Annotated in this window: 24 protein-coding genes and 1 pseudogene; 12 read left to right on the top strand and 13 right to left on the bottom strand. The window is 61.0% G+C overall.

Translation table 11 applies throughout. The features are described from left to right. Positions 1-9: 9 nt before the first annotated feature. The 3 genes from ABIB48_RS15760 to ABIB48_RS15750 all read right to left on the bottom strand — a co-directional run bounded on the left by ABIB48_RS15760 (position 10) and on the right by ABIB48_RS15750 (position 2,058). Positions 10-708 (bottom strand): DUF4166 domain-containing protein, encoded by a 699-nt coding sequence (locus tag ABIB48_RS15760; protein WP_110107200.1) that lies wholly within the window; start codon positions 706-708, stop codon positions 10-12. Positions 709-716: 8 nt separating this feature from the next. Continuing rightward, entirely contained in the window at positions 717-1,463 is a 747-nt protein-coding gene (locus ABIB48_RS15755; protein ID WP_354213577.1) for an SRPBCC family protein, read from the bottom strand. A 193-nt stretch (positions 1,464-1,656) separates the two neighbouring features. Further along, positions 1,657-2,058: a LexA family protein gene (locus tag ABIB48_RS15750; RefSeq protein ID WP_110107278.1), complete on the bottom strand. Its 402-nt coding sequence runs from the start codon at positions 2,056-2,058 to the stop codon at positions 1,657-1,659. A 127-nt stretch (positions 2,059-2,185) separates the two neighbouring features. On the opposite strand from ABIB48_RS15750, the gene ABIB48_RS15745 reads away from it, so the two are divergent. The 5 genes and pseudogenes from ABIB48_RS15745 (at position 2,186) to ABIB48_RS15725 (ending at position 5,610) form a co-directional block, all read left to right on the top strand. Then, a complete protein-coding gene (locus tag ABIB48_RS15745) occupies positions 2,186-3,397 on the top strand; it encodes an MFS transporter (RefSeq protein ID WP_354213593.1) in 1,212 nt (403 codons plus the stop codon). A 329-nt stretch (positions 3,398-3,726) separates the two neighbouring features. Beyond that, a complete protein-coding gene (locus ABIB48_RS15740; RefSeq protein WP_354213576.1) occupies positions 3,727-3,978 on the top strand; it encodes a hypothetical protein in 252 nt (83 codons plus the stop codon). Between the two features lie 30 nt (positions 3,979-4,008). Next, a pseudogene (locus ABIB48_RS15735) lies at positions 4,009-4,891 on the top strand (AarF/ABC1/UbiB kinase family protein). Next, the gene (locus tag ABIB48_RS15730) at positions 4,854-4,997 is read left to right on the top strand and encodes a hypothetical protein (RefSeq protein WP_354213575.1); all 144 of its coding nucleotides are present in this window, start codon (positions 4,854-4,856) and stop codon (positions 4,995-4,997) included. The pseudogene ABIB48_RS15735 and the gene ABIB48_RS15730 overlap by 38 nt, the downstream one beginning before the upstream one ends. 118 nt (positions 4,998-5,115) lie before the next feature. Next, positions 5,116-5,610: an AAA family ATPase gene (locus ABIB48_RS15725; RefSeq protein WP_354213574.1), complete on the top strand. Its 495-nt coding sequence runs from the start codon at positions 5,116-5,118 to the stop codon at positions 5,608-5,610. Between the two features lie 136 nt (positions 5,611-5,746). On the opposite strand, the gene ABIB48_RS15720 is transcribed toward ABIB48_RS15725, so the two are convergent. Further along, a complete protein-coding gene (locus tag ABIB48_RS15720) occupies positions 5,747-6,451 on the bottom strand; it encodes a ferritin-like fold-containing protein (RefSeq protein ID WP_110107203.1) in 705 nt (234 codons plus the stop codon). Positions 6,452-6,515: 64 nt separating this feature from the next. Here ABIB48_RS15720 and ABIB48_RS15715 point away from each other — a divergent pair, with 64 nt between their 5' ends. Continuing rightward, the gene (locus tag ABIB48_RS15715; RefSeq protein WP_354213573.1) at positions 6,516-8,000 is read left to right on the top strand and encodes an RNB domain-containing ribonuclease; all 1,485 of its coding nucleotides are present in this window, start codon (positions 6,516-6,518) and stop codon (positions 7,998-8,000) included. 340 nt (positions 8,001-8,340) lie between these two features. Beyond that, positions 8,341-9,987 carry a DEAD/DEAH box helicase gene (locus ABIB48_RS15710; protein WP_396334190.1) on the top strand — a complete coding sequence of 549 codons (1,647 nt, stop codon included), beginning with the start codon at positions 8,341-8,343 and terminating at the stop codon, positions 9,985-9,987. Between the two features lie 113 nt (positions 9,988-10,100). Here the strand turns inward: ABIB48_RS15710 and ABIB48_RS15705 are convergent, their stop codons facing one another. From ABIB48_RS15705 to ABIB48_RS15695, 3 genes are all read right to left on the bottom strand, one after another. Next, positions 10,101-10,232, bottom strand: coding sequence for a putative transporter small subunit (locus ABIB48_RS15705; RefSeq protein WP_211315159.1), 132 nt, complete (start codon positions 10,230-10,232; stop codon positions 10,101-10,103). Positions 10,233-10,241: 9 nt separating this feature from the next. After that, complete coding sequence (locus tag ABIB48_RS15700) at positions 10,242-11,933, bottom strand: sodium:solute symporter family protein (protein ID WP_110107206.1); 1,692 nt, start codon at positions 11,931-11,933, stop codon at positions 10,242-10,244. A 359-nt stretch (positions 11,934-12,292) separates the two neighbouring features. After that, positions 12,293-13,141, bottom strand: a complete 849-nt coding sequence (locus tag ABIB48_RS15695; protein WP_110107207.1) for a PHP domain-containing protein — start codon at positions 13,139-13,141, stop codon at positions 12,293-12,295. 65 nt (positions 13,142-13,206) lie between these two features. Between ABIB48_RS15695 and ABIB48_RS15690 the strand changes: the two genes are divergently transcribed. Beyond that, positions 13,207-14,781, top strand: coding sequence for an aminopeptidase P family protein (locus tag ABIB48_RS15690; protein ID WP_354213572.1), 1,575 nt, complete (start codon positions 13,207-13,209; stop codon positions 14,779-14,781). Positions 14,782-14,906: 125 nt separating this feature from the next. On the opposite strand, the gene ABIB48_RS15685 is transcribed toward ABIB48_RS15690, so the two are convergent. The 3 genes from ABIB48_RS15685 to ABIB48_RS15675 all read right to left on the bottom strand — a co-directional run bounded on the left by ABIB48_RS15685 (position 14,907) and on the right by ABIB48_RS15675 (position 16,664). Then, positions 14,907-15,194: a transcriptional regulator gene (locus tag ABIB48_RS15685; protein WP_110107208.1), complete on the bottom strand. Its 288-nt coding sequence runs from the start codon at positions 15,192-15,194 to the stop codon at positions 14,907-14,909. After that, complete coding sequence (locus ABIB48_RS15680) at positions 15,191-15,646, bottom strand: hypothetical protein (RefSeq protein ID WP_354213571.1); 456 nt, start codon at positions 15,644-15,646, stop codon at positions 15,191-15,193. The genes ABIB48_RS15685 and ABIB48_RS15680 overlap by 4 nt, the downstream gene beginning before the upstream one ends. Positions 15,647-15,863: 217 nt before the next feature. Then, on the bottom strand, positions 15,864-16,664 hold the full coding sequence (locus ABIB48_RS15675) for a YflT domain-containing protein (protein ID WP_110107210.1): 801 nt from the start codon (positions 16,662-16,664) through the stop codon (positions 15,864-15,866). A gap of 166 nt (positions 16,665-16,830) precedes the next feature. Between ABIB48_RS15675 and ABIB48_RS15670 the strand changes: the two genes are divergently transcribed. Genes ABIB48_RS15670 through ABIB48_RS15660 form a run of 3 tightly spaced genes read left to right on the top strand, consistent with a single transcriptional unit; the run spans position 16,831 to position 19,900 of the window. Continuing rightward, positions 16,831-18,114, top strand: coding sequence for a magnesium transporter MgtE N-terminal domain-containing protein (locus ABIB48_RS15670; protein ID WP_110107211.1), 1,284 nt, complete (start codon positions 16,831-16,833; stop codon positions 18,112-18,114). Next, positions 18,107-18,760: a DUF1003 domain-containing protein gene (locus tag ABIB48_RS15665; RefSeq protein ID WP_354213570.1), complete on the top strand. Its 654-nt coding sequence runs from the start codon at positions 18,107-18,109 to the stop codon at positions 18,758-18,760. Before ABIB48_RS15670 ends, ABIB48_RS15665 begins: the two co-directional genes overlap by 8 nt. A gap of 12 nt (positions 18,761-18,772) precedes the next feature. Next, a complete protein-coding gene (locus ABIB48_RS15660) occupies positions 18,773-19,900 on the top strand; it encodes a P-loop NTPase (protein ID WP_354213569.1) in 1,128 nt (375 codons plus the stop codon). Positions 19,901-20,008: 108 nt separating this feature from the next. On the opposite strand, the gene ABIB48_RS15655 is transcribed toward ABIB48_RS15660, so the two are convergent. Then, positions 20,009-20,434 (bottom strand): twin-arginine translocase TatA/TatE family subunit, encoded by a 426-nt coding sequence (locus tag ABIB48_RS15655; protein ID WP_110107213.1) that lies wholly within the window; start codon positions 20,432-20,434, stop codon positions 20,009-20,011. Between the two features lie 111 nt (positions 20,435-20,545). Continuing rightward, positions 20,546-21,193 (bottom strand): RNA polymerase sigma factor SigE, encoded by a 648-nt coding sequence (sigE, locus tag ABIB48_RS15650; protein WP_110107214.1) that lies wholly within the window; start codon positions 21,191-21,193, stop codon positions 20,546-20,548. Positions 21,194-21,376: 183 nt separating this feature from the next. Between sigE and ABIB48_RS15645 the strand changes: the two genes are divergently transcribed. After that, the gene (locus ABIB48_RS15645; protein ID WP_354213568.1) at positions 21,377-22,009 is read left to right on the top strand and encodes an O-methyltransferase; all 633 of its coding nucleotides are present in this window, start codon (positions 21,377-21,379) and stop codon (positions 22,007-22,009) included. Between the two features lie 87 nt (positions 22,010-22,096). On the opposite strand, the gene ABIB48_RS15640 is transcribed toward ABIB48_RS15645, so the two are convergent. Then, positions 22,097-22,264: a DUF3117 domain-containing protein gene (locus ABIB48_RS15640; protein ID WP_082000207.1), complete on the bottom strand. Its 168-nt coding sequence runs from the start codon at positions 22,262-22,264 to the stop codon at positions 22,097-22,099. Between the last annotated feature and the right edge of the window lie 28 nt (positions 22,265-22,292).

Raw genomic sequence — 22,292 nt, 5'->3', positions numbered from 1 at the left:
GGACATGAGTTACTCGCGGACTTCTTCCCGTACCGGTTTGAGATGGCTAGGCACCGCTTTTCCCACCATGGCCGGGAATTCGCAGCTGAACTCGCCCTTATATCCGAAGAGGAAACCAAAGTAGGGGTTGCGTACCTGCATCTGGACGGTGAACACCCCACGTGCCTCGTCATAACCTTCGTAGAGGTCCGCCGTGCCGGTGCCAATCCGCGGAAAGTTGAAGGCCACGGGTCCCTCATAAAAACGCTGGCCAGTGGTTTGCAGGTGCAGGGAGCCATCATCAAGAACTTTTAGGACAAGATCCGTGGCTAGATGCTGGTGAGTGCCGAGATAGTCCACAATGGTTCCACGCGCTTTGCTGTACACCATGGTGGCGTCAAAGCGGCGCTTCTTCGCCTTCTCTGCCCTGGCGCTGGGCATGTCCAAGGTCCGGACAAAGGTCACGGTGGGACGGCCAAAACCATCAACGTAAGGATAGTTCTCCACCGTGAACGGGATGTTATTTCCGTGGTCAGGGAACAAGATGTTGCGGAAGGCACCCAAACGCAGAAATGGTACCGTCCACCAGGCACCGCGCCGCACCTGCGTGAAGACTCCCGTCCCCACGCAGCCATAGCCGGCTTCAACACCCACACCGAAGCGCTTTTGCATCATGGGGTGCAGCCGTTGAAAGTCTTCGCCCAAGGCAGTTTCAAAAATTGATGCCACGAGCTTTCCTATCCCTGCCGGCCGGTCCTGGTGTTTGATTGTTCGGGTTCTTGTAAGTCTGCGAGAGCAGCAAGGGCACGTGCTGCCTGTTCATCAGGTGCGCGGCGCAGGCAACGCCCAGCCCGCGGGACGGACCAATGCCTTGGAAACAGAAGAGCGGCAACGGCAGCCCCGGCACCCAGCGCTCCCAAGCCCGCTTCTTGCTTCTGCACTGCCCGGACCAACAAGCCGGCGCCGGCAAGTACCCCGCCTGCACGGACACCCGCGTCAAGGAACCAGCGGTTGCGGGCAGTGCGCGGATCCAGATCCGTCTCGGCCCACAGCCGGAGGCGGTCAAAGCTGATGGCCGTAGCCCAGCCGAGCGCCGGACGGATGAGACGCACATCCACGGCTTTCCCGACGAGGCCCATCCCGGGCCTGTAGTTGTAGCCGGTGACGAAGCGGAGCCCGCAGCTGGTGGGGATGTAGCGCCAGTAGCCTGAACCCGGGCCGATGGGTGAAAGCGAGTCGGCGGTGTCAAACTTCAGCACCGAGGTGGCTTGGCCATCCGCACGGTGCCGGTGGCCGAGGGAAGTCCCCGTACCTCTGATCGCATGGAAGGGCAGCAGGAATTCGTAGCGGAACCGGACCTGTCCCTGCTCGTCCTGGTCTAGGGGAATGATGCGGGAGAACCGCAGGTCCCAGCGCGGATGTTTCTCCGGGTTCTGACTCAGCTCCCACACACGCTCCATGGAGGCCCGGATATGCGCTTCCACGTACAGTGGTTTCCCGGGTTTCCCCAGTTTCCCGACTTTTTGCTCTCGCCCCAGAGTTCTCCCCATCAAGCCATCTTATGGGCCCAGCGAATGAGCCCAGGCAACGGCAGGCATCGAACGCAGTTACTCCATCTCATGCCTGTAGCCCTTCCCTTCTCCGATTGCCAACCCAGGCCTGCCGCCCTAGCTGCGCCTAGACGTGGTGCAGGCACCGGGTGACAACGCCCCACACGGCAGCCTCGCCAGTCAGGAAAAGCACCTCCGCAGCAGCCGGGGACGGAGCAGTGGCGGGCGCGGTGAGCAAGGAGGTCACGCCGTCGTGCATGGAAAGGCGGCGGATGAGCAATTCACCCTCCACAACCACCACCACCACGGAGCCGTCACGCGGGGTGAGCGCCCGGTCCACGATAATCTCATCGCCGCTGGCAATGCCGGCACCGGCCATGGAATCGCCAGCCACACGCATGAGGAATGTGCTGGTGCGGTCACGAATCAGGTGGCGGTTGAGGTCGATCCCGCCGTCGAAGTAGTCGCGGGCGGGCGAGGCGAAGCCTGTGGGTTCGGCGCTCTGATGTCTGGGTGCGGGCACGTCCATACCAAACACAACACCACCGCCTAGAACAAAGATTCGAAACATAAGCGTATCACTGCTCAGGCAGCGCCGTTTGGTGCTGCGGGGTGCGCGTTCTACGGTTGGAGTTGTGAATGTTGCAAGCACTGTCATGCCATGGGACGGCCACCGGCGGGGCAGCACCGGGTACCGCCGGGTACTGGCCGCGCTGGCATGTGCCGGGGTGGCGACATTCGCTCAACTGTATTCATTGCAGGGCCTGCTGCCCCTTGTTTCACGGGATCTAGGAGTCACAGCGGCGCAGGCCTCGCTGACGGTTTCCATGGCAACGATCGGGCTGGCCGTGGCCGTCCTGCCGTGGTCCTTCGCCGCCGATCACTGGGGCCGGATCCGCACCATGGGCTTTGCCGTTATTCTGGCCACTGTGTTTGGCCTGCTGGTCCCGGCGGCCCCGAACTTTGAAATCCTGCTCCTCCTGCGAGCGCTGGAAGGCGCAGCCCTGGGCGGCATACCGGCCCTGGCCATCGCCTACCTGACGGAGGAAGTCAGCCGCTCCAACGCTGCTGCCGCCGCCGGGGCCTACGTTGCCGGGACAACGCTGGGCGGGCTTTTTGGCCGCCTGCTGGCAGGGCCCGTCGCCGACCTCGCCGGCTGGCGGATAGGCACGCTCGCCGTCTCCCTCTGTGCAGCGGCCGCCGCCGTGGCGTTTCTGCTATTGGCACCCAAGCCCAGGGGGTTTGTGCCGTCCCCGAGGGAAGGGTTTGGCTCCGTGCTGGGCAAGCTCCTGCCACAATTGCGCAGCACTTCACTGTTGGCGCTCTACGCCCAGGCATTCCTGCTGATGGGCTCCTTTGTCAGCGTGTACAACTACTTGGGGTTCCGGCTCGAAGCGCCTCCGTACTTGTTCCCGGCGTCGGCCGTGGCGCTACTGTTTCTGGCGTACCTGGCCGGGACGGTGTCCTCGCGCATGGTGGCCGGCGTGGCCGCCCGCTGGGGCCGGCGGGCCGTGCTCTTGGTATCCGCCGGGGTCATGGCCGCCGGATTGGCCATGACGTTGGCGGCCCCGATCCCCGTCATTCTGGTGGGGCTGGTCCTCTTCACGGCCGGGTTCTTTGGTGCCCACAGCATCGCCTCGGGGTGGACTGGCGCCTTGGCGCTCATGGGCCGGGCGCAGGCCTCATCGCTGTACAACCTGAGCTATTACGCCGGCTCCAGCGTGGTGGGTTGGAGCGCGGGGTTGGTTTTCCAGCAGTTCGGCTGGACCGCGATGGCCGGCGCCTTGGCAGTACTGATCGGCCTCGCCGTAGTTGCCGCGGTGACGCTGCTGCCGCGGTCTGCCGGGCGGGCGGGCGGCCCCCGCTAGGCGCTAGGGGCTGCCGGCGCCACTAGGCGCTAGGCGCGGGCGGAGCCGTGGCTGATGGCCGCCCTGGATGTATTGTTGATCGTGCTGCTGAGCATTGCCGCGGTCCTGTTTTTAGCGTTGCAGTCATGGCTGGCCGCCACTGTGGTCCGGCGCGTGGTGGGCGTGCACCGATACCAACACCACCGGGCTGGATGCCTCACCCCTGGTGGCGCTGCTTCTGCTGGTCCTAGCCGTGTGCTGGATTTTTGCCGTGGGTGTGGCTGTGCTCGTGTTCATCGAGGCGGCCTTCCCCACCGGCACATTGCCATCCCTCGGGCATTTTTTCACTGATGCGAAGGCACGACGGCGGCGCACCCGGCGGTATGGGCGAGGTCATCTCCATCGCGGTGCAGCAAGGGCTCGGTTCACGGCTGCGCGGCTTCGGCCGGGACGACGGGTTCGGCCAAGAGGCGAAAACGGCCCGGGCCCTGCGCCATGCCTTGGACGAAGCAGGGGTCGCGTTCGTCAAGCTTGGTCAGATGCTCTCCACCCGGCGTGACCTTTTGCCGGAAGCGTTCATCAAGGAACTAGAACTGTTGTAAAGTGACGCCTCCCCTGCCCCGTGGGAATTCATTGAACCAGCCATTGAAAAGAGTCTGGGCCAGCCACTGCCGGCGGTCTTCTCCTACGTGAACCCGGTGCCGCTGGCCGCAGCCTCGGTCGCACAGGTGCACCAGGCCACCTTGCTGGACGGGTCCGACGTCGTGCTTAAAGCCCAACGCCCCGGATCAGGTCACCCTGGACACGGACATCATCTTGCGCCTGGCCCGCTGGCTGAACACCACCACGCCGTGGGGCAAGTCGCTGGGTGTGCTGGCGCTGGCCCGTGGCTTTGCCGATTCGCTCGAGGAGGAGCTCGATTACCGGATCGAGCTGAATAACATGCGCAGCATTGAGGCGTCGCTGGCACACTCGGGCAAGTTCTCCGTCACTGTCCCGCACGCCTGTCATCAGCTCTCCAGCGAGCGGCTGCTGGTCATGGAACAGCTGCCAGGGAGCCCCGTCAGTTCCGCCGGCACACTACTAACTGAGATCTCCGGCGGCGAGCGCACGGCCCTGGCGCAGACCCTACTGGGCGCCACGCTGGAGCAGATCATTTCCGACGGCGTCTTCCACGCAGACTTACACCCCGGCAACATTTTCATCACCCCCGAAGGCACACTGGGGCTGTTGGACTTCGGCTCCGTGGGCAGGCTGGACCCAGCCACACAGACCGCGCTGGGCATGATGCTCTACGCCATTGATAAGCACAACGCCGCCGGGGCCACGGACGCCGTGATCGAACTGCTGGACCGGCCCGAGAATCTGGATGAGCGTGCGCGTCTTGAACGACCCCTCCGACCGCCGCTTCCTCACCGGCCTGTTCCAGCAGCTCATTGTTGCAGTGCTGGCAGGATCCGCAGTGCTGGGCGCCATCTTGCTGATAACCAACAACGGCGGGCCTGCCCTCACTGAGGGCATCAACCTTTACGGTTTCTTCGGCTTCGTCCTGCTGTTCCGCGGGTTTGTGCTGGGCATGCGCGCCCTCATGCTTGTTTTCAAACGCACCTCGGACGAATAACGCAAAGGCGCCCGGCGGCAGTACCAGCCCGGCGGCGAGCTGGCTGCGGCAGTACCAGCCCGGCGGCGAGCTGGCTGCGGCAGGCGCCATCCGCCGTCGAACGTGCTTGGATTGAGTCATGTCCACACTCATTGTGCTGCGCGGCAATTCCGGCTCTGGCAAGAGCACCGTGGCCCGCGCGCTGCAACGGGAACTGGGTGCGGTGTGGATTGAACAGGATTACCTCAAGCGCACCGTGCTGGGTGAAAGTGGCAACTATTCGCCGCTGAGCGTGGAGTTGTTGGAGCAGTCGGCCGCGCTGGCGCTGGCACACGGGCGTACTGTCATTGTGGAGGGCATGCTGAACCCGCGAAAATACAGCTGCGTCCTGCACCGCCTGTGCGGCGGACATTCTGGCCGATGCCTGTTTTACGCCTGGGACCTGAGCCTGGCTGAGACGCTGCACCGGCACGCCACACGCCCGGGGAAGCAAATGGACTTCGGGGAGAAACAGATGCGCAGCTGGTACCGGGGCTGGGATCCGCTCGAGGGAATCGCCGAACGGCGCATCACAGCGGAGGAAAGTGCGTTGGAGACCGTGGCGCGCATTGAGCGCGACGTCCTCCAGGAGTGAGATTTGGCGATGGGAGCCATGGAAGCGCTGAAATATGTGCTGCGCACAATCGATCCGTGAGATAAGGCTGCTTTGGGACGTCAGTGCAGCCTTATCTCACGGATCGATTCACGGGCACACGCGTAGAGCCGCGAAGCTACGCGGTCAGGCCCAGCTGGCTCATCCGCCTGGAGTGGTTGCGGGTCAGCGTACTCAAAATGGTGGCAATGTCGGCCGCGGCCTGCTCTTGCGTGGCATCAGCTCGCAACCCCATCAAGAAGCTGTGCTTGGCGCCGATCCGCTGTACCTGCGTCAGAGCCTCCCCCACCAGGCGGCGCCCCCACAACGCCAGACGGGAGGACAACCGGGGGTCCTGGGCCAGCATCTTCTTCAACAAGGTGGTCAGTTCCTGCAACTGCTCATCGCTGGTGCGCACCTTGGCTACGGCCTCACGGGTGGACTCATCCAGACGCTCGGCTATAGCCGCGTAAAACTCTTCCGTGATGGCCTCCACCACATAGGCCTTCATCAAGGATTCATGCCAGTCCGCGGGCCGGGTCCGTTCGTGAAAAGAATCAACCATGCGCTGATAAGGAGCCATGGCCAGTTCCGGGTCCATGCCCATTTCCACCAGCCGGGCGCACATGGCCTCATAGTGGCCAAATTCTGCAACAGCCATTTTCCCCAGAACCGCCCTATCGGAGAGCGACGGGGAGTGACGGGCATCAGTAGCCAACCGCTCAAAGGCTGAGAGTTCGCCATAGGCGATGCTGCCCAGCAAATCCACCACAAAGTTGTCATAGCGGGCGCTCAGTTCACCCGCGGAAACACAATCGTCAGGCTCGGACGCTGAAATACTCATAGACACCAGCGTAGTCCGTGCCGCGCCGCGCTCGTTCCGGCGGGGAATCGTTTACGCTGAAATAGTGCCGTACTCCTACATTGGCGTTAGACGCAGCGCCGCGCAAGCCTCCCTTGCCCAAGCCCTAGCCGCCTTGAGCGAGGAATTCAGACTGCCGGACGGATTTGGCCCGGAGGTGCTGGCGGAGGTTGAAACGGTCATCACCGGCCACCAATTGCCCGCACCGGATCTGACCGCTTTGCCCTTCATCACCATTGATCCGCCCACGTCCTTGGACCTGGACCAAGCCATGTATCTGGCGCGCAGCGGTGACGGCTACGTGGTCTATTACGCCATTGCTGATGTGCCCTCCTTTGTCCCCGCTGGCGGTCCGCTGGATACCGAGACACGCCGCCGCGGCCAAACCATTTACACCCCCGGCCAGCGCATCCCGCTGCACCCGCTGCGCCTGAGCGAGGGCGCCGCGAGCCTCTTCGCCAATGATCCGCGCTCGGCTTACGTCTGGGAAATCCAACTCGCAGCGGATGGTTCCCAGACCAGCTGTTCGGTCCAGCGCGCCACTGTGCAAAGTATTGCCAAGCTTGGTTATGAGCAAGCTCAGGAGATGTACGACGCCGGAACCGGGCCATCCGCTGTGGCTGGCATCTTGGCGCTTTTGGCTGAGATTGGGACAAAACGCATCGCGTTGGAACGGGCCCGCGGTGGTGCCAGCCTGAACGTACCGGCACAAGAAGTTGAGTTAGTTGAGGGCAAGTACGTGCTTGAGTTCCGCCCCAACCTGCCCATCGAGGACTGGAACGCGCAAATTTCACTACTCACAGGGATGGCTGCGGCCCAGGTCATGATTGAGGGCAAGGTGGGCATATTGCGCACCATGCCGGCCCCTGACGCGGAAGCCATTGCAGCGTTCCGCCGTCAGAGTCTCGCGTTGGGCAAACCGTGGGGTCATGACATGGCTTATGGGGCGTACTTACGCACGCTGGATACGGCAGATCCGAAGCATCTCGCGTTGATGCACGCCGCCACCACACTGTTCAGGGGCGCCAGCTACACCCCGTTCAACGGAACCGTCCCGGAACAGATTTTACAGGCGGCCGTTGCGGCACCCTACGCCCACACCACCGCGCCGCTGCGCCGGCTGGTGGACCGTTTTGTACTGGCCATTTGTGCCGCTCTCTGCGCCAATGAGGCCGTTCCGGAATGGGCTACTGCCGCACTGGACGAACTTCCAGAGATCATGGCCGCCTCGAATCAGCTGGCCAACAAGGTGGACAAGGCAGCCATTGACACAGTGGAGGCCGCACTGCTCAGCCATCAGGTGGGAGGCGAGTTTGACGCCGTGGTACTTGCCGGGCCCAAGAAGAACGGGCACACCACCAAAGCAGCCGCAGCCCGCTCCTTTATCCAGATCACGGTGCCGGCCGTGAGTGCATATTGTGAAGGTGATCTGGAGCCGGGTTCGGTAGTTAGGGTCAAACTGGAGTCCGTGGACATCGCCACCCGGAAGGTGAAGTTCGTTCTTGCACAAGCCGCCACCCCTGTCATATGAGCCTGGGCAGCAAATTTTTTCAAGTGGTAAGGCTAGACTGAGGGTGTAGACATGGATGCCCGGTCGTTGATTATTAGTATTTGTTTCAACAAGCCCGCCCCTACGCGCGTCTTATCAGCTGTTCCCATACCCGCCTTTCTGGCTTTGGGACGGCACGAATTTGCAAGCCCGCGATCGGCTTCCCCTAAGGTAGTGCCGCTGTTCTGCGGTTCCGTGAGGCCTCTTGTGCCCGCGTTGAGCCCGGTTGGCGGCACCTTGTATAGACGAATTGAATGGTAAGCATTTGAGCATTGAAACAGATTCCCTGCTGCAAGCAGAGGACAGCAACGAAAAAGTTGAAATTGACGGCACGCTCAGCAGTAACGAGCCGGCACGCCAGGAAGAAAAGGAAACGTTCGCCAGTTTTGGCGTGCACCACGAGATTGTTTCCTCCCTCACGGAAGCCGGGATCACCCACCCCTTCCCCATCCAGGCCATGACACTGCCCATCGCCTTGACGGGCCATGACATCATTGGCCAGGCCAAGACAGGTACCGGCAAGACGCTGGGCTTCGGCATCCCCGCTCTTAACCGCATTGTGGCTCCCAAGGATGAGGGCTTTGAAAAGCTGGCAGCCCCGGGCGCACCCCAAGCCATGATCATTGTGCCCACGCGTGAACTGGCTGTCCAGGTTGCCGGCGACCTCACCACAGCGTCCAAGCACCGTGGCATTCGTATCGCCACCATTTACGGCGGCCGTGCGTACGAACCCCAGGTCGAAGCCCTGCAGAAGGGTGTGGAACTTGTTGTTGGCACCCCCGGCCGTTTGATCGATCTGCTCAAGCAACGCCACCTGAACGTCAAGCACGTTCGCATGGTCATCTTGGATGAGGCCGACGAAATGCTGGATCTGGGCTTCCTACCGGATGTTGAAACGCTGATTGCCGGCACTCCGGCGGTCCGCCAGACCATGTTGTTCTCGGCCACCATGCCCGGCCCTGTAGTGGCCATGGCCCGGCGCTACATGACCCAGCCCACGCACATCCGTGCGGCTGATCCGGATGACGAGGGCCTGACCAAGCGCGATATCCGCCAGCTCATCTACCGCGCCCACAACCTAGACAAGATCGAGGTCCTGGCCCGGATCCTGCAGGCCAACGGCCGCGGCCGTTCCATCATCTTCACCAAGACCAAGCGCACCGCCGCGAAGGTTGCCGAGGAACTCGTTGACCGCGGCTTCGCCGCCGCTGCCATTCACGGCGATCTGGGCCAGGGTGCCCGCGAACAGGCCCTGCGTGCCTTCCGCAACAACAAGGTGGATGTTCTTGTTGCCACAGATGTTGCTGCCCGCGGCATTGACGTTGATGATGTCACGCACGTGGTCAACTACCAGTGCGTTGAAGACGAGAAGATTTACCTGCACCGTGTGGGCCGTACGGGCCGCGCCGGTAACAAGGGTACGGCCGTGACGTTTGTGGACTGGGATGATATGCCCCGCTGGGCGCTCATCAACAAGGCCCTGGGCCTGAGCGTACCCGAACCCATAGAAACGTACTCCTCCTCCCCGCACCTGTACACGGATCTGGATATTCCGGTGGGCACCAAGGGCCGTCTGCCGCGCGATAAGCGCACGCACGCCGGCATTGACGCCGAGGTTCTGGAGGATCTGGGCGAGACAGGCAAGCGCAATTCCCCCAAGGCAGATTCGGGCCGGGGCCCCCGTGAAGGTGAGCGGGGAGGCAACCGTGGAGGGAACCGCTCAGGGGCCCGCCATGGTGAGAAGCGCCGTGATGAGAGCCGCACGGGGGATAAGCGAAGCGATGAGAGCCCCACAGGCGAGAAGAACGACGGCGGCCGCAACCGCCGCCGGACATCCTCCGCAGCGCCTGCCCAGGCGCAGAGCTCTCCGGTTGAGGCAGGCGCTCCTGCGGATGCTCCCCGTGCACGGCGCACCCGGACCCGCCGCCGCAATGGCGAGACAGTGAATAAGCCCGCTACGGGCGAATAAGCACCCCGACTAAACACCGCTTAAAGAACTTTGCTCCCACCACCCGTTCCGGGTTGTGGGAGCAAAGTTCTTTAAGCTTAAAACAGTAGGCTCCTGGATCAGTCGGCCACTGACTAGATCAGCGGGCGGCCCTCACGCTTGGCTGCCCGAATTTCTTGGATGAATGCTTTGCCCAGGACATAGAGCACCCCGGCCACAATGACGGGCCAGATCAGGATGTAAAGGGTCAGAAAAAATACGCTCATGCCTGTTCCCTACGCTTTCTTTTCAAGAAGTGACCCGGAGTCGGTGTGGTCAGCTTCGGCGCGGTCGTCGAAGTCGCCAATGCGCTTCTTGATGCTGTCGAAGTCGAACGTGGCGTTGTTGCTAAAGCACATGAAGTAGCAGACAAGGGTACTGACGGCGTAGGCCACGAGCGAACCGGACAAGACTGTGTAGCCGTGCAAGAAGCCGATGGCGAAGGGTGCCGCGGCCACCATCGCCACACCGGCCACAATCTTGGCGGTCTTTAGCCCAAAGAAGCCAAAGGCCATCAAGCCCAGCACCACACCGATGCCAATGACCGAGAGCACATCAACAATGATGCCGGTGGCACCGGTCATGGGTATCCATTCGAAACGGATCGGCAGGAAGAAGGCCAAAGCCACCAGGACCGAGACCGTGAACGCCTTGTTGGTGACCTTTTGCCAGTAGAAACTGGCGATGACGGGGAACACCAGGGCACCCCACAGTGCACCGACAAAAACCAGCAAGTCCAAAATATTCAGCTTGCCGCTGGCGAAGTATAGGCCCGCGCCGGTGGCCACAATCATGGTGATGCGGCCTACGAACAGCATGGTCTTGGGATTCGCTTCACCCTTCTTGGCAATGTTTTGCCCGTAGATATCGGCCATCATGATCGAGGACATGGCGGAGAGGTCCGAGTCCGCCGTCGAGGAGAGCGCGCCGATGATCATGATCAAGAAGATGCCCAACAAAACGGGACTCAGGTAGGTGGCCGCCATCTGCGGGATCAGGTTATTCGTATCCCCATCCAGCGGGGCAACGCCAGCGTACAGGGCCATGACACCGAGCATGCCAATGCCAATGATCGTGGCCCCGTAGCCCACGGTGGCCGTGATAAAGGTCTTTTTGATCAGATCCTCACGGACGGCAAAGAGGCGCTGCGCAATGGTCTGGTTGCCAATGGCGTACGCCAGAACGGCAGCAATGTACGGGGCGCCCTGGTTCAGGAATGCCTCGGAGGAGAAGAAGTTGGACTGCTGCGGTGTCAGCTTGGACGCCCCCGTCACCAACATGTCCGTGCCACCCGCGGCAAAGAACACCACCGGGATGATGATGACCACAGCACCCAGCATGGCAAACACCTGGATGGCATCGGTGAGCACCGAGGCACGGAATCCGGACCACAGCGAGTACAGCAGGATTCCGCCACCAATGAACAGGATGCCCTGGGTGAAACTGAAGGGCGAAAGCAGCGAAATTAGTGCCCCGCCGGCAATGAAGTTGGAGGTGATACTGACCATTGAGCCAACAATGTTGGACCCCGCAAGCATGAGCTGGCTGGACTTGCCGTGGCGTGCGTACATAACCTCAGCCAAGGTGTGGGCTTTCGGTGCCACTGCCCGGATCCTCTTACCGAAGGGGTAGATGAACAAAATCATCAACGCCCCCCACAGGCCGTAGTGGATGGGCCCTGAAATCCCATAGGTGTATCCGGAGGTGGCTGAGGCGTACATTGAGGACGCCCAGATCCACGTGGCCGTCATACTGCCGGCCGAAATGCCGAACCCCACCTTGTTCCCGGCGGTCATGTAGCCGTCTGCATTTTCTTTTTTGCGACCAATGAACAAAGTCATCATGAAAGTGCTGCCAAAAAACAACACTAAAAGCCCTATTACTGTCCAGCCCCCAAGCTGGTGAAGTCCTGCGCCATCCGGCACCATGCATATCCTCTCGCAAGGACGGAACTCACCGGCATTCCGCCACAAAATAGCGTGCGCCGCCCAAAAAGATGCATAAGCAATCCGGTGAAGGATCCAACAGGCGCACTTCCCCGCCCGGGACCAGCCGCCAAGGCAAGCAGTTTTATCTGCGCAGGCGGCCCAAAGCAGAGCACCGACAAGGTGCATCCACTACCGGAAATTCAACGGCTGACGTTCAGCCGGCAACGGGAATACAACGGGCTCGAGAGCAGTGTTGATTGCCCAGTCGAACCAATAACGTGCTTCACACTAACAGCCTCAGTCTGCGCCATGACGGATATTACGAGCATCAAAGGATAACAATGATGCAACCATTGGGGCTATGGCAGGAAGGGCGCCGTTCCTGTGCCCCACTCCAGAAGCCGTTCCAGTGCGTCGGGTGAGGTGAGGTTTTCGCCGAGCAGATTGGGTTTTCCCGCCCCGTGGTAATCGGAAGAGCCTGTCATAAACAGTCCGCGCTCACGGGCAAGCACCCGCAGCCACGCACGTCCCTCGGGAGGATTGTCCCGGTGCTCAACCTCCAAACCCAGCAGGCCGGCGTCGATCATGTCATGAAAAATCTCAGGTTCAACCACGCGGCCCCGGCCCGTAGCCACGGGATGGGCAAAAACGGGCACGCCCCCGGCGGCGCGGACAAGTTCCACAGCCAGCACCGGGTCCACGGCATAGTGGCTGACAAAGTACCTCGAGTGCGAGGTAAGAATGCTGGCGAAGGCCTCATTGCGGTCGGACACAATGCCTGCCGCCACCAAGGCGTCCGCAATGTGGGGCCGGCCCACGGTGGCACCCGGGGCAACATGGGCACTGACGTCATCCCAATTCAGCGGGTAGTCCTCGGCGAGGCGCTCCACCATGCGCTCGGCGCGAGTCTGCCTGGCCACCTTGGCCTTGGAAATCTCCTCCAGTAGGCCAGGATGGAGGGGGTCTTGGAGGTAGCACAGCAAGTGCACGCTGATGCCTCGAGCTGTTTTGCACGAGATTTCCATGCCTGGAATCAGCCCTACACCGTGCAGCTTGGCGGCGTGCAGCGCTGGGGCCCAGCCATCCGTTGAGTCATGATCCGTCAACGCCATGACATCAAGGCGGGCCGCTGCAGCCGCGGCCACTAATTCGGCGGGCGGCTGTGTACCGTCGGAAACATTTGAGTGCGTGTGCAAATCGATCTTCACGCTCCAAGCGTACGTCGCTTCGCCCCACCTTTGTCCCAATGCGTAAGCGGTGGGAGACTTAAGGGGTGAACCAGACAGAGCAAACCTCCGTGCACCCCGACCCTTCAAGCGAGCTGCCCCTTGAGGAGCGCGTGAACAACCGTTCGCACCGCCCCGATTCGGACGCCTTCCGTACTTTCATGGCCTCCAGCTGGGCCCCCACATCAGCTGAACTCCCGGCCCGCGCCGAGGTGGCAGACCACGCCGCACGCCGCCGCCACGGAATTTCATTACAATTCCCAGGCGAACGCCTGGTCATCCCGGCCGGGCCGCTAAAGGTTCGCTCCAATGACTGCGACTACCGTTTCCGCCCGCACTCCGCCTTCGCGCACCTGAGCGGCCTGGGCGTGGACCATGAGCCCGACGCCGTGCTGGTGCTGGATCCCGTGGCAGAAGGTGAAGGGGACAACGGCTCCAATCACAGAGCCACCCTCTATTTCCGTCCCATGGCTGGCCGGGACACCAAGGCGTTCTACGCTGATTCGCGCAGCGGCGAGTTCTGGATTGGCCGCCGCCCCACCCTGGCCGAATTTGCGGCACAATTGGGACTGCCCACCGCTGACGTTACCGAGTTGGAAGTGGGCATCACCAAAAATGTTGGTGAGACCAGCGTGGGCGGCACCTCCATCCGCCTAGTACGCAAGGTTGATGAGAACATTGACGCACTGGTGGACACGGCCCGCTACAACACTGCAGCGAATCCCGACGCCCTCGATTTCGGGGCGCTCGATGACCTCGACGGCAAGCTGGCGGAAGCCTTGTCCGAGCTGCGCCTGATCAAGGACGCTTGGGAGATTGAACAGATGAAGGTGGCTGTAGCAGCCACCATCAACGGTTTCGAAGACATCGTGAAGGCACTGCCGCGCGCAGTAGCCCACCAACGCGGTGAACGCGTAGTGGAAGGGGCCTTCTTCGCCCGCGCCCGCGAAGAAGGCAACGAGCTCGGCTATGACACCATTGCCGCAGCCGGCAATAACGCCACCGTGCTGCACTGGAACCGCAACACCGGCACCGTCAAACCGGGTGACATGCTGCTGGTGGACGCCGGCGTCGAGGCTGATTCCCTCTACACGGCGGATGTCACCCGCACACTGCCCATCAACGGAAAGTACTCAGAGGTCCAGCGCAAGATCTACCAGGCCGTCCTGGATGCTGCCGATGCCGCCTTCGCCGTAGCCGTCCCCGGACGGAAGTTCCGCGACGTTCACACCGCCGCCATGGAAGTTTTGGCCAGCCGCCTCGCTGACTGGGGCCTCCTGCCAGTTTCTGTGGAAGAGGCACTATCAGCCGATGGCCAGCAGCACCGCCGTTGGATGCCGCACGGCACCAGCCACCACCTGGGGCTGGATGTCCACGACTGTGCCCAGGCCCGAGCAGAGCTCTACCTTGACGGTGTCATCACCGAAGGCATGATCTTCACCATTGAGCCTGGCTTGTATTTCAAGGATGAGGATCTGGCCATCCCGGCCGAGTACCGCGGCAACGGCGTGCGCATTGAGGATGACATCCTCATCACCGCCAACGGGCCCGTGAACCTCAGCGCGGCACTGCCCCGCACCCCGGATGACGTCGAGGAGTGGATGGCGAACCTCTCCGACTAACTCCCCTGGCGCACTTTTGCCGCTGCTTGCCGTACCTTGCCGCAGGACTTCCTGAGGCATAATGCGCCAAGCGGCGGCATTTTTGCCTTTCAAGTACGACGCCGGGAGCCCGCCTCACGCTGCTCTCACACCCCGGCGATGAGCGCCTTGAGTGCCGTGACATGGTCCTGGTAGGCGAGTTGTCCTTCGGGAGTCAGCGCCGCCCATGTCTTGACCCGTCCCTTGCCTGTTGGTTTGCTCAGCGTGAGGTAGCCGGCATGTTCTAGGACCTTCAAGTGTTTGCTCGTCACGGAATCGGCCACGCCAAGCATGTCCCTGATAGTGCCGAATTCAGCTTGGCTGACGCCGCTGAGGAACGCACAGATCTGCAGCCGGTTGGGAGCATGGATGACCTCGTTGAGTTGGACGGTCACAGCTTCTCCCGCAGCTGTTTGCGCAGTGCCACGTCGAAGCCCCGGCCAAAGACATTCACAGCAACAAAAACAACGATTCCGGCCACCCAGGCCGGCCAGTCGAGCCCCTTCTCGGCGTGAAAATAGTACGCACCGGCCATGCCGCCAACCATGACCACAAGCAGGGGAAGCGTCCACCAGCTGGCCTTGCCTGCCGTGAGGCCGTTGATCCACATCCCGGTCTTCTTTTTATATGCACCCATGAGGACGCCCAGGCCTAGGAAATACACCACGGTCACGGCGATGATTGCCACGGTACCACCGGTCGTGTATGTCACAACAAACACAGCCGCCAACAACCCCAACACTGGGTGATACCACCACGGACTAGTAAGCCGTTGCGCAGCATTGCTTCTAGCGCTGGCGATGGCGGTCAGTGCTTCTTGGGCCTCGCGGGCTGATTGATTTTCCATAGTGGAAAGTCAAGCACATTCCATAACGGAAAGTCAACGGCGCCTCCCCACCGCGCTGGCGCGGCGATCCCCGCCCCGCCCGCCACCGCTGCACTCCGCGTCCTCCCCCTGAGGATCGAGTACGCGCCCATATTAAGGTACGACGGCGGGAGGTCACCTTTTCACAAAAAGGTGACCTCCCGCCGTCGTACCTCAGATGGGGCTACTTCAGGTGGGGCTACTGCTGCGGCCCGTTGGGCTCCTCGGGAGCAGAAGGCGCCGGCGCGGGCTCTACCCGGATGCCGTACTGCGGGCGGCCATCCGGCAGATCATGGAACTGGCCCCGGGGAGTGGCCCCTGACTGGGCTCCGTCAGCGTCCTGACCCGCGTGAGCTGTCTCAGCACCAGGCTCAGCCGGCGCATAGGGGTCATGCCAACCCTCGGGGCGGGAAGGAGCTTGCTGCGTCGATGCAGGGGGCTGAACGGGCGGACGGTAACCGCCTTGTCCCTGAAAAGTGTGGGGCCGCTGTGCCGTGGAGTTCATGGGTAGCTGGGTCAGCAGGCGGCGTGCTTCACCGGCCACATCGGGGGTGACAATCACGTCATAGCTGGAAGCTAACACCTGGTTGGTGGAGGTGAAGTCACGCTTACCGCGCTGTGCCGCGTAGCCAATGATCGCGAAAAGCATCCACAGGGCAGCACCGAGGAATACTGAGGTGATGACATTGATGTACGGGGCACCGCCATTGCTTCCTGAGTCAAAGAAGCTGAGCATGACGCCAATGAACAAGCCAAACCAAGCCCCTGTCATGGCTCCAGTGAGGGCCACCCGGGGGTAGCTGAGCTTGCCCGTGACACGTTCCACCATTTTCAGATCGTTGCCCACAATGGAAACGTGCCGGACGGGGAATTTCTCATCGGCTAAGTAATCGACCGCTTTCTGCGCATCCAAGTAGGAAGTATAAGAACCGATTGTTTCTCCAGCGGGAACAATGCGGGCCTCATCCAGGGGTCGAGAGCGTCCAAAAAGGTTTGCCATCTCTCTATTGTCCCCCATTTTCCTGCACGTTGGCTGGAGTATCGCTGGCAGTGAAATGAACAATGTCAGTGTGCCTGCTCCGATTCTTCGGCACGGGCGCCACTTTTTGCGCTTCGTTGGGCCTTCCTGTTGGGCCATTCTTTGGCATGGGAAGTAGCCTGTAAGAGTGAGCACACAACCTACCCGCATCTTTGTGGCCCGTCTCTTGGGCCTTGACGTCTTTGACCCCCTCGGCGACAGGCTCGGCAAACTCCGTGACGTGGTGGTGTTGGGCCGTGGCGCACAGTCAGCCCCCCACGCAGTGGGCATTGTGGTGGAGGTACCGGGCAAGAAGCGTGTTTTTGTGCCCATGACACGGCTGACTTCCATGGACCAATCACAAATTATTTGCACAGGACTAGTTAACTTGCGCCGCTTTGAACAGCGCGGGGCCGAGCAACTGGTTCTGGGCGGCATTTTTGACCGCAAGGTGACGTTGGTGGACGGTAGCGGCTTTGCTGTTATTGAAGACATTGCCATGGATAAGCAGCGTCACGGGGACTGGCTGGTGACCAAGCTATTTGTGAGGCGTGGTGCCTCCACCTCACGTCTGCGCGGGCTGCGCCGTGGCCACACCATGCTCATTGACTGGGCCGAGGCCCGCACGGAAGATGAGGCAGAGCCACAAAGCGCCACATTCTTTGTAGCTACACATGAGGATCTCAAGGCTGCCGATTTCGCCGATGCGCTCCAGGAAATGAGTGACAAACGCAGGGTGGAGGTTGCCAGCGAACTCCAAGATGAGCGCCTGGCTGACGTCATGTCCGAGCTCCCGGAAGATGACCAGGTCACGCTGCTCTCCGCATTGGATAATGAACGCGCAGCAGACGTCCTTGAAGAAATGGACCCCGACGACGCTGCGGACCTCCTTGCCGATCTTCCCCAGGCTAAGGCCGAGGAACTGCTTTTGCTGATGGAACCGGATGAAGCCAAGGATGTCCGCCGCCTGCTCCAGTATGCGGAAGGCACCGCTGGCGCACTGATGACCCCTGTGCCGGTAATTCTGCCCCCGGAAGCCACCGTGGCTGAAGCCTTGGCCCATGTGCGTAGTGAAGATATCTCCCCCGCTCTCGCCTCAGCCATCTTCATCTGCCGTCCCCCCTTGGAGACACCCACAGGACGTTTCCTTGGCGTGGTGCATATCCAGCAACTGCTGCGCAGCGCCCCACCGGAACTGTTGGGCACCATTGTGGATAAAAACTTAGAACCTGTCTCGGACCAGGATGACATTTCGGTGGTCAGCCATATTATGGCTTCCTACAACTTGAACTCTCTCCCTGTAGTCAGCAAAGAGGGCCGCCTGGTGGGGGCCGTGACCGTTGATGACCTACTAGATCACCTTTTGCCTGAGGATTGGCGAACCCATGAAGATGGTGCCCCCATCAAGAAATTAGGAGGACGCATTGGCTGAGCGGCATCACGCCAGGGACGGCGGTCTGGACACACCCTTGGAGCTCAAATCTCGGCTCCTGCCCAACCTAACCAGTGATCCGGACCTTTTTGGCCGCTTCGCCGAACGGTTCGCCCGCTACATGGGAACAGCCAACTTCCTGCTGTACATGACCATTTTTGTGATCGTCTGGATCGCGATCAACGTCATTGGCCTCTTTGGACTCAAATGGGACCCCTACCCGTTCATCTTGCTGAACTTGTTCTTCTCCACGCAGGCTTCCTACGCAGCCCCACTGATTCTGCTGGCCCAGAACCGTCAAGATGACAGGGATAGGGTTCAGATTGAGCAGGACCGCTCCCGCAATGAGCGTAATTTGGCTGACACCGAATACCTGACACGTGAAGTGGCCGCGTTGCGGATTACGTTGCGTGAAGTTGCTACCCGTGATTTTGTTCGCTCAGAGCTGCGCGGCCTCTTGGAGGACCTTCTAGCGCTTCAGGGGGATGCTGTGTCCGATTCCTTCGACGGCGGCGCTCAAGACAATGGCGATACCCTGAAGGAGTCGCGTGCAGCAGCGCGCCGGCCTGCCACGAGTTCATTCAAGGCCGTTTCACCCAAAAAATCAGCCAAGGGTGCCGCCCCGAAGCGCCCCACCGATCCTTAAGGCCAGCATTTCATGACCGCCCCGTCCGAATCCGCTCTCCTCGCCGCGCTGGCAACTGTCATTGATCCGGAACTGCGCCGCCCCATCACCGACTTGGGGATGGTTGCCTCCGTTGAAGCGTTCGAGAACGGTGCGGTTACGGCCGGCATTCGGCTCACCATTGCGGGGTGTCCCTTGCGTGAAACCATCACTGCGGATGTCACAGCGGCCCTGTCACAGCTCCACGGCGTCACTGATGTCCGCGTGGAACTTTCTGTGATGACCCCCGAACAGCGCGCCGAGCTCAAGGAACGGCTCAAGGGCAGCACCCCGGAGCGCGGCATCCCCTTCAACGCAGAAGATTCCCTCACCAGGGTCTATGCGGTAGCCAGCGGCAAGGGCGGGGTGGGCAAGTCATCGATCACCGTGAATTTGGCCTGCGCACTAGCGGCCCAGGGATTGCGCGTGGGCATTGTCGATGCGGATATTTACGGTTTCTCCGTGCCCGGGCTAATGGGCATCACACAGGCCCCCACCCGGGTCGATGAAATGATCTTGCCGCCCGTGGCCCATGGAGTGAAAACAATTTCCATTGGCATGTTTGTGGCAGGCAACCAGCCCGTTGCCTGGCGCGGACCCATGTTGCACAGGGCGCTGGAGCAGTTCCTGGCTGATGTCTACTTTGGTGATCTGGACATCCTGCTCCTGGATCTGCCGCCCGGCACGGGAGATGTAGCCATTTCGGTGGCGCAACTATTGCCTAAGGCGGAGATCCTGGTGGTCACCACTCCTCAGGCAGCAGCCGCAGATGTGGCCGAACGTGCCGGCGCCATTGCTGTGCAGACAGGCCAGAAAGTGGCTGGCGTCATTGAGAACATGTCATTTTTGACGCTCCCGGACGGCAGCACCATGGAGTTGTTTGGCTCCGGTGGCGGAGAAATTCTCTCCAAACGGTTGAGTCAAACTGTGAATGCGCCGGTGGAACTATTGGGGCAGATCCCGTTGGATGTTTCCTTGCGTGAGGGCGGCGATGCGGGTCTGCCGATCGTCTTGTCCAACCCGGGATCACCAGCGGCCGCGGCACTTTTGGCCATAGCGGGAAAGCTGGCTGTTCGCCCCCGCGGACTGGTGGGGCGCCAGTTAGGCGTCACTCCCAAATAACGCTATCCCACCAATGGTGCCATTTTGACGTACGCTATCCCACGGTGTGGGATAGCGTACGTCAAAATCAGGCCATTGGTGGGATAGCGTTGAGAATTAGTGGCTGGTTTAGGTCGCTTCAGTGTCGTAAGGGGCCATCTGCCCGGCAGGGAGGCGTTCCACCTCGGGCAACGCGGGTCCGGCGTCGGTTGTTTTATTCGACTCAGCGGAGTCCTTGCCCATCATGCTGGCAATAGCCGCACCCGGAGCCGTCTTGAGCGATTTTAGAGTGTCCAGATCCTCGTCATCAATGAGCGCTTCGCGGATGATGCGGCGGGGATCGTACTGGCGCGGATCGAGCTTCTTCCAGTCGATATCGTCAATATCAACCCCGGCTTCTTCCTTGATGGTTTCGCGCGCGCCGGAAGCCATCTTGCGCACCTCACGGATGAGGTTCTTCAGCTTTTCCACATATCCAGGAAGCCGGGAGGGACCGATCACCAAAACTGCCACAATGACAATCAGGACCAGCTCAGGGGTATTGATACCAAACACGTTAGGAAGATTACCCTCTCAGTACTCAAAGCAACGATTCCTAGCGGTAACGCTTGAAAGTTTACGTACTTGTTCTCTGCACCAGTGATGGCGGACGCCGTCCAGATGATTCTAGCGTGCGCCAGAAATCCTCGGCATCGACAGCAGCGGCTTACGCGCTGGGCGCAGATCCTCACGCCGGTTCGGTGCCCGGTCCGCGAGAGATTCGCGCAACATGGCCCTTCCCCTGTGGATACGCGAGCGAACGGTACCCAGCTTGATGTTCAACGCGTGCGCCACCTCGTCATAGGAGAGGCCTTCCATGTCACAGAGCACAACGGCGGCCCGGAAGTCAGGCGGCAACGCCTCCAGTGCGGCGGCAATGTCCAGGTCCAGATTGTTGAACTCAAAGGTGCGTTCCGGCCCGGGATCGTTCCCTGCCAAGCGGGCCGTGGCATCCTCCGAGAGCGCATCAAAACGGATGCGTTGCTTCCGGCGGGCCTGATCTAGGAACAAGTTGGTGGTGATGCGGTGCAGCCAGCCGTCCAGGGTGCCAGGCTTAAAGTTAGCCAGTGACTTGAACACGCGCACAAAGACCTCCTGGGTGAGATCTTCGGCGTCGAACTTGTTCCCTGTCAGACGGTACGCGAGCCGGAAGACTTTCCCGGAGTGGTTGGCCACTACTTCATCCCACGACGGCGGCATCCAGCCGGCGCTCACAGCGAGTTGGTCCGGGGCGCCTTCTGCAGGGCGGCCGGCCAACGGGGTGGCTGTTGTCATAGCTGCACCTCACGTCTTTGGCTGTTGCTGCTCCCCTCGGAGGGAGCAAAGGAAGATTTCCTTATAGTGTCAATAGTGTGCCAAAGAAAGCTGGCGTTTTGCTGGGTGATGACGTTGATGTACCTGAGTGCGCAGGCAGTAGGCTATAGAGCAGTCACCGCAACAGTTTAGGAAACACTGCCCATGAGTGCCGATAAATCCACCAGCTGGTCCTATACAGAGGGCCTACCCGTGGAAGATGCTGTTCTGCGACGCGCCCGCGAGCGCTCGCATGATCTGGGCTTGTTCCCTGTGAGCCCTGGAGTGGCTGCGGTGCTGACCGTCCTCGCGGCAACGTCCAAGGCCCAGACTGCTGTGGAAATCGGCACCGGCGCAGGCGTTTCAGGTGTAGCCCTGCTGCGTGGGCTCGGGCCCAAAGCTGTGCTGACCACGATCGATCCGGATGTGGACCATCTCAAGGCCGCGCGTGAGGCGTTCACCGAATCCGGTTCCCCCGCCAACCGCACACGCACCATTTCAGGACGCGGCCAGGACGTGCTGCCGCGTTTGAACGACGCGGCCTACGACCTGGTTTTTATTGACGCCGACAAGCCCAGCTTCCCTGACTATGTAGAACAAGCCATCCGGCTCCTGAAGTCCGGCGGGCTGCTGATCATCAACGATGCCCTGGACAAGGATCGGGTTTCCGATCCAGCCATCCGCGAAAGCAGCACTGTGGTGCTGCGCCAAGTGGGCAAGCTGATCCGCGAGCACGATTCCCTGATCTCGGCCATGTTGCCAACAGGCGACGGCCTGCTCTTGGCCGTCAAACGCTAAGCAACGTTTTTGTTGCCCGTTGGGCGTTTAAACAGATCAGGCGGGGCAGCATGTTCGCTGCCCCGCCTGATAAATCTTGTGTTGGAATTACTCCGTCACGCCTACCAAGCACTCTTTGAGGCTAACAGCCTCATCTGCGTTCATCTCCACTACGAGACGTCCACCGCCTTCTAACGGCAGTCGCAGGATCAAGCTCCGACCTTCTTTAGTCACTTCCATTGGACCGTCCCCGGTTCTAGGTTTCATGGCTGCCATCAGGAGTTCCCCTTTTCGTAGTACAAAA

Source organism: Arthrobacter sp. UYCu511, from assembly GCF_040547105.1.
Taxonomy (GTDB): domain Bacteria; phylum Actinomycetota; class Actinomycetes; order Actinomycetales; family Micrococcaceae; genus Specibacter; species Specibacter psychrochitiniphilus.
The sequence above is the reverse complement of the archived record's forward strand: the minus strand, read 5'-3'. Positions and strand labels throughout refer to the sequence as shown.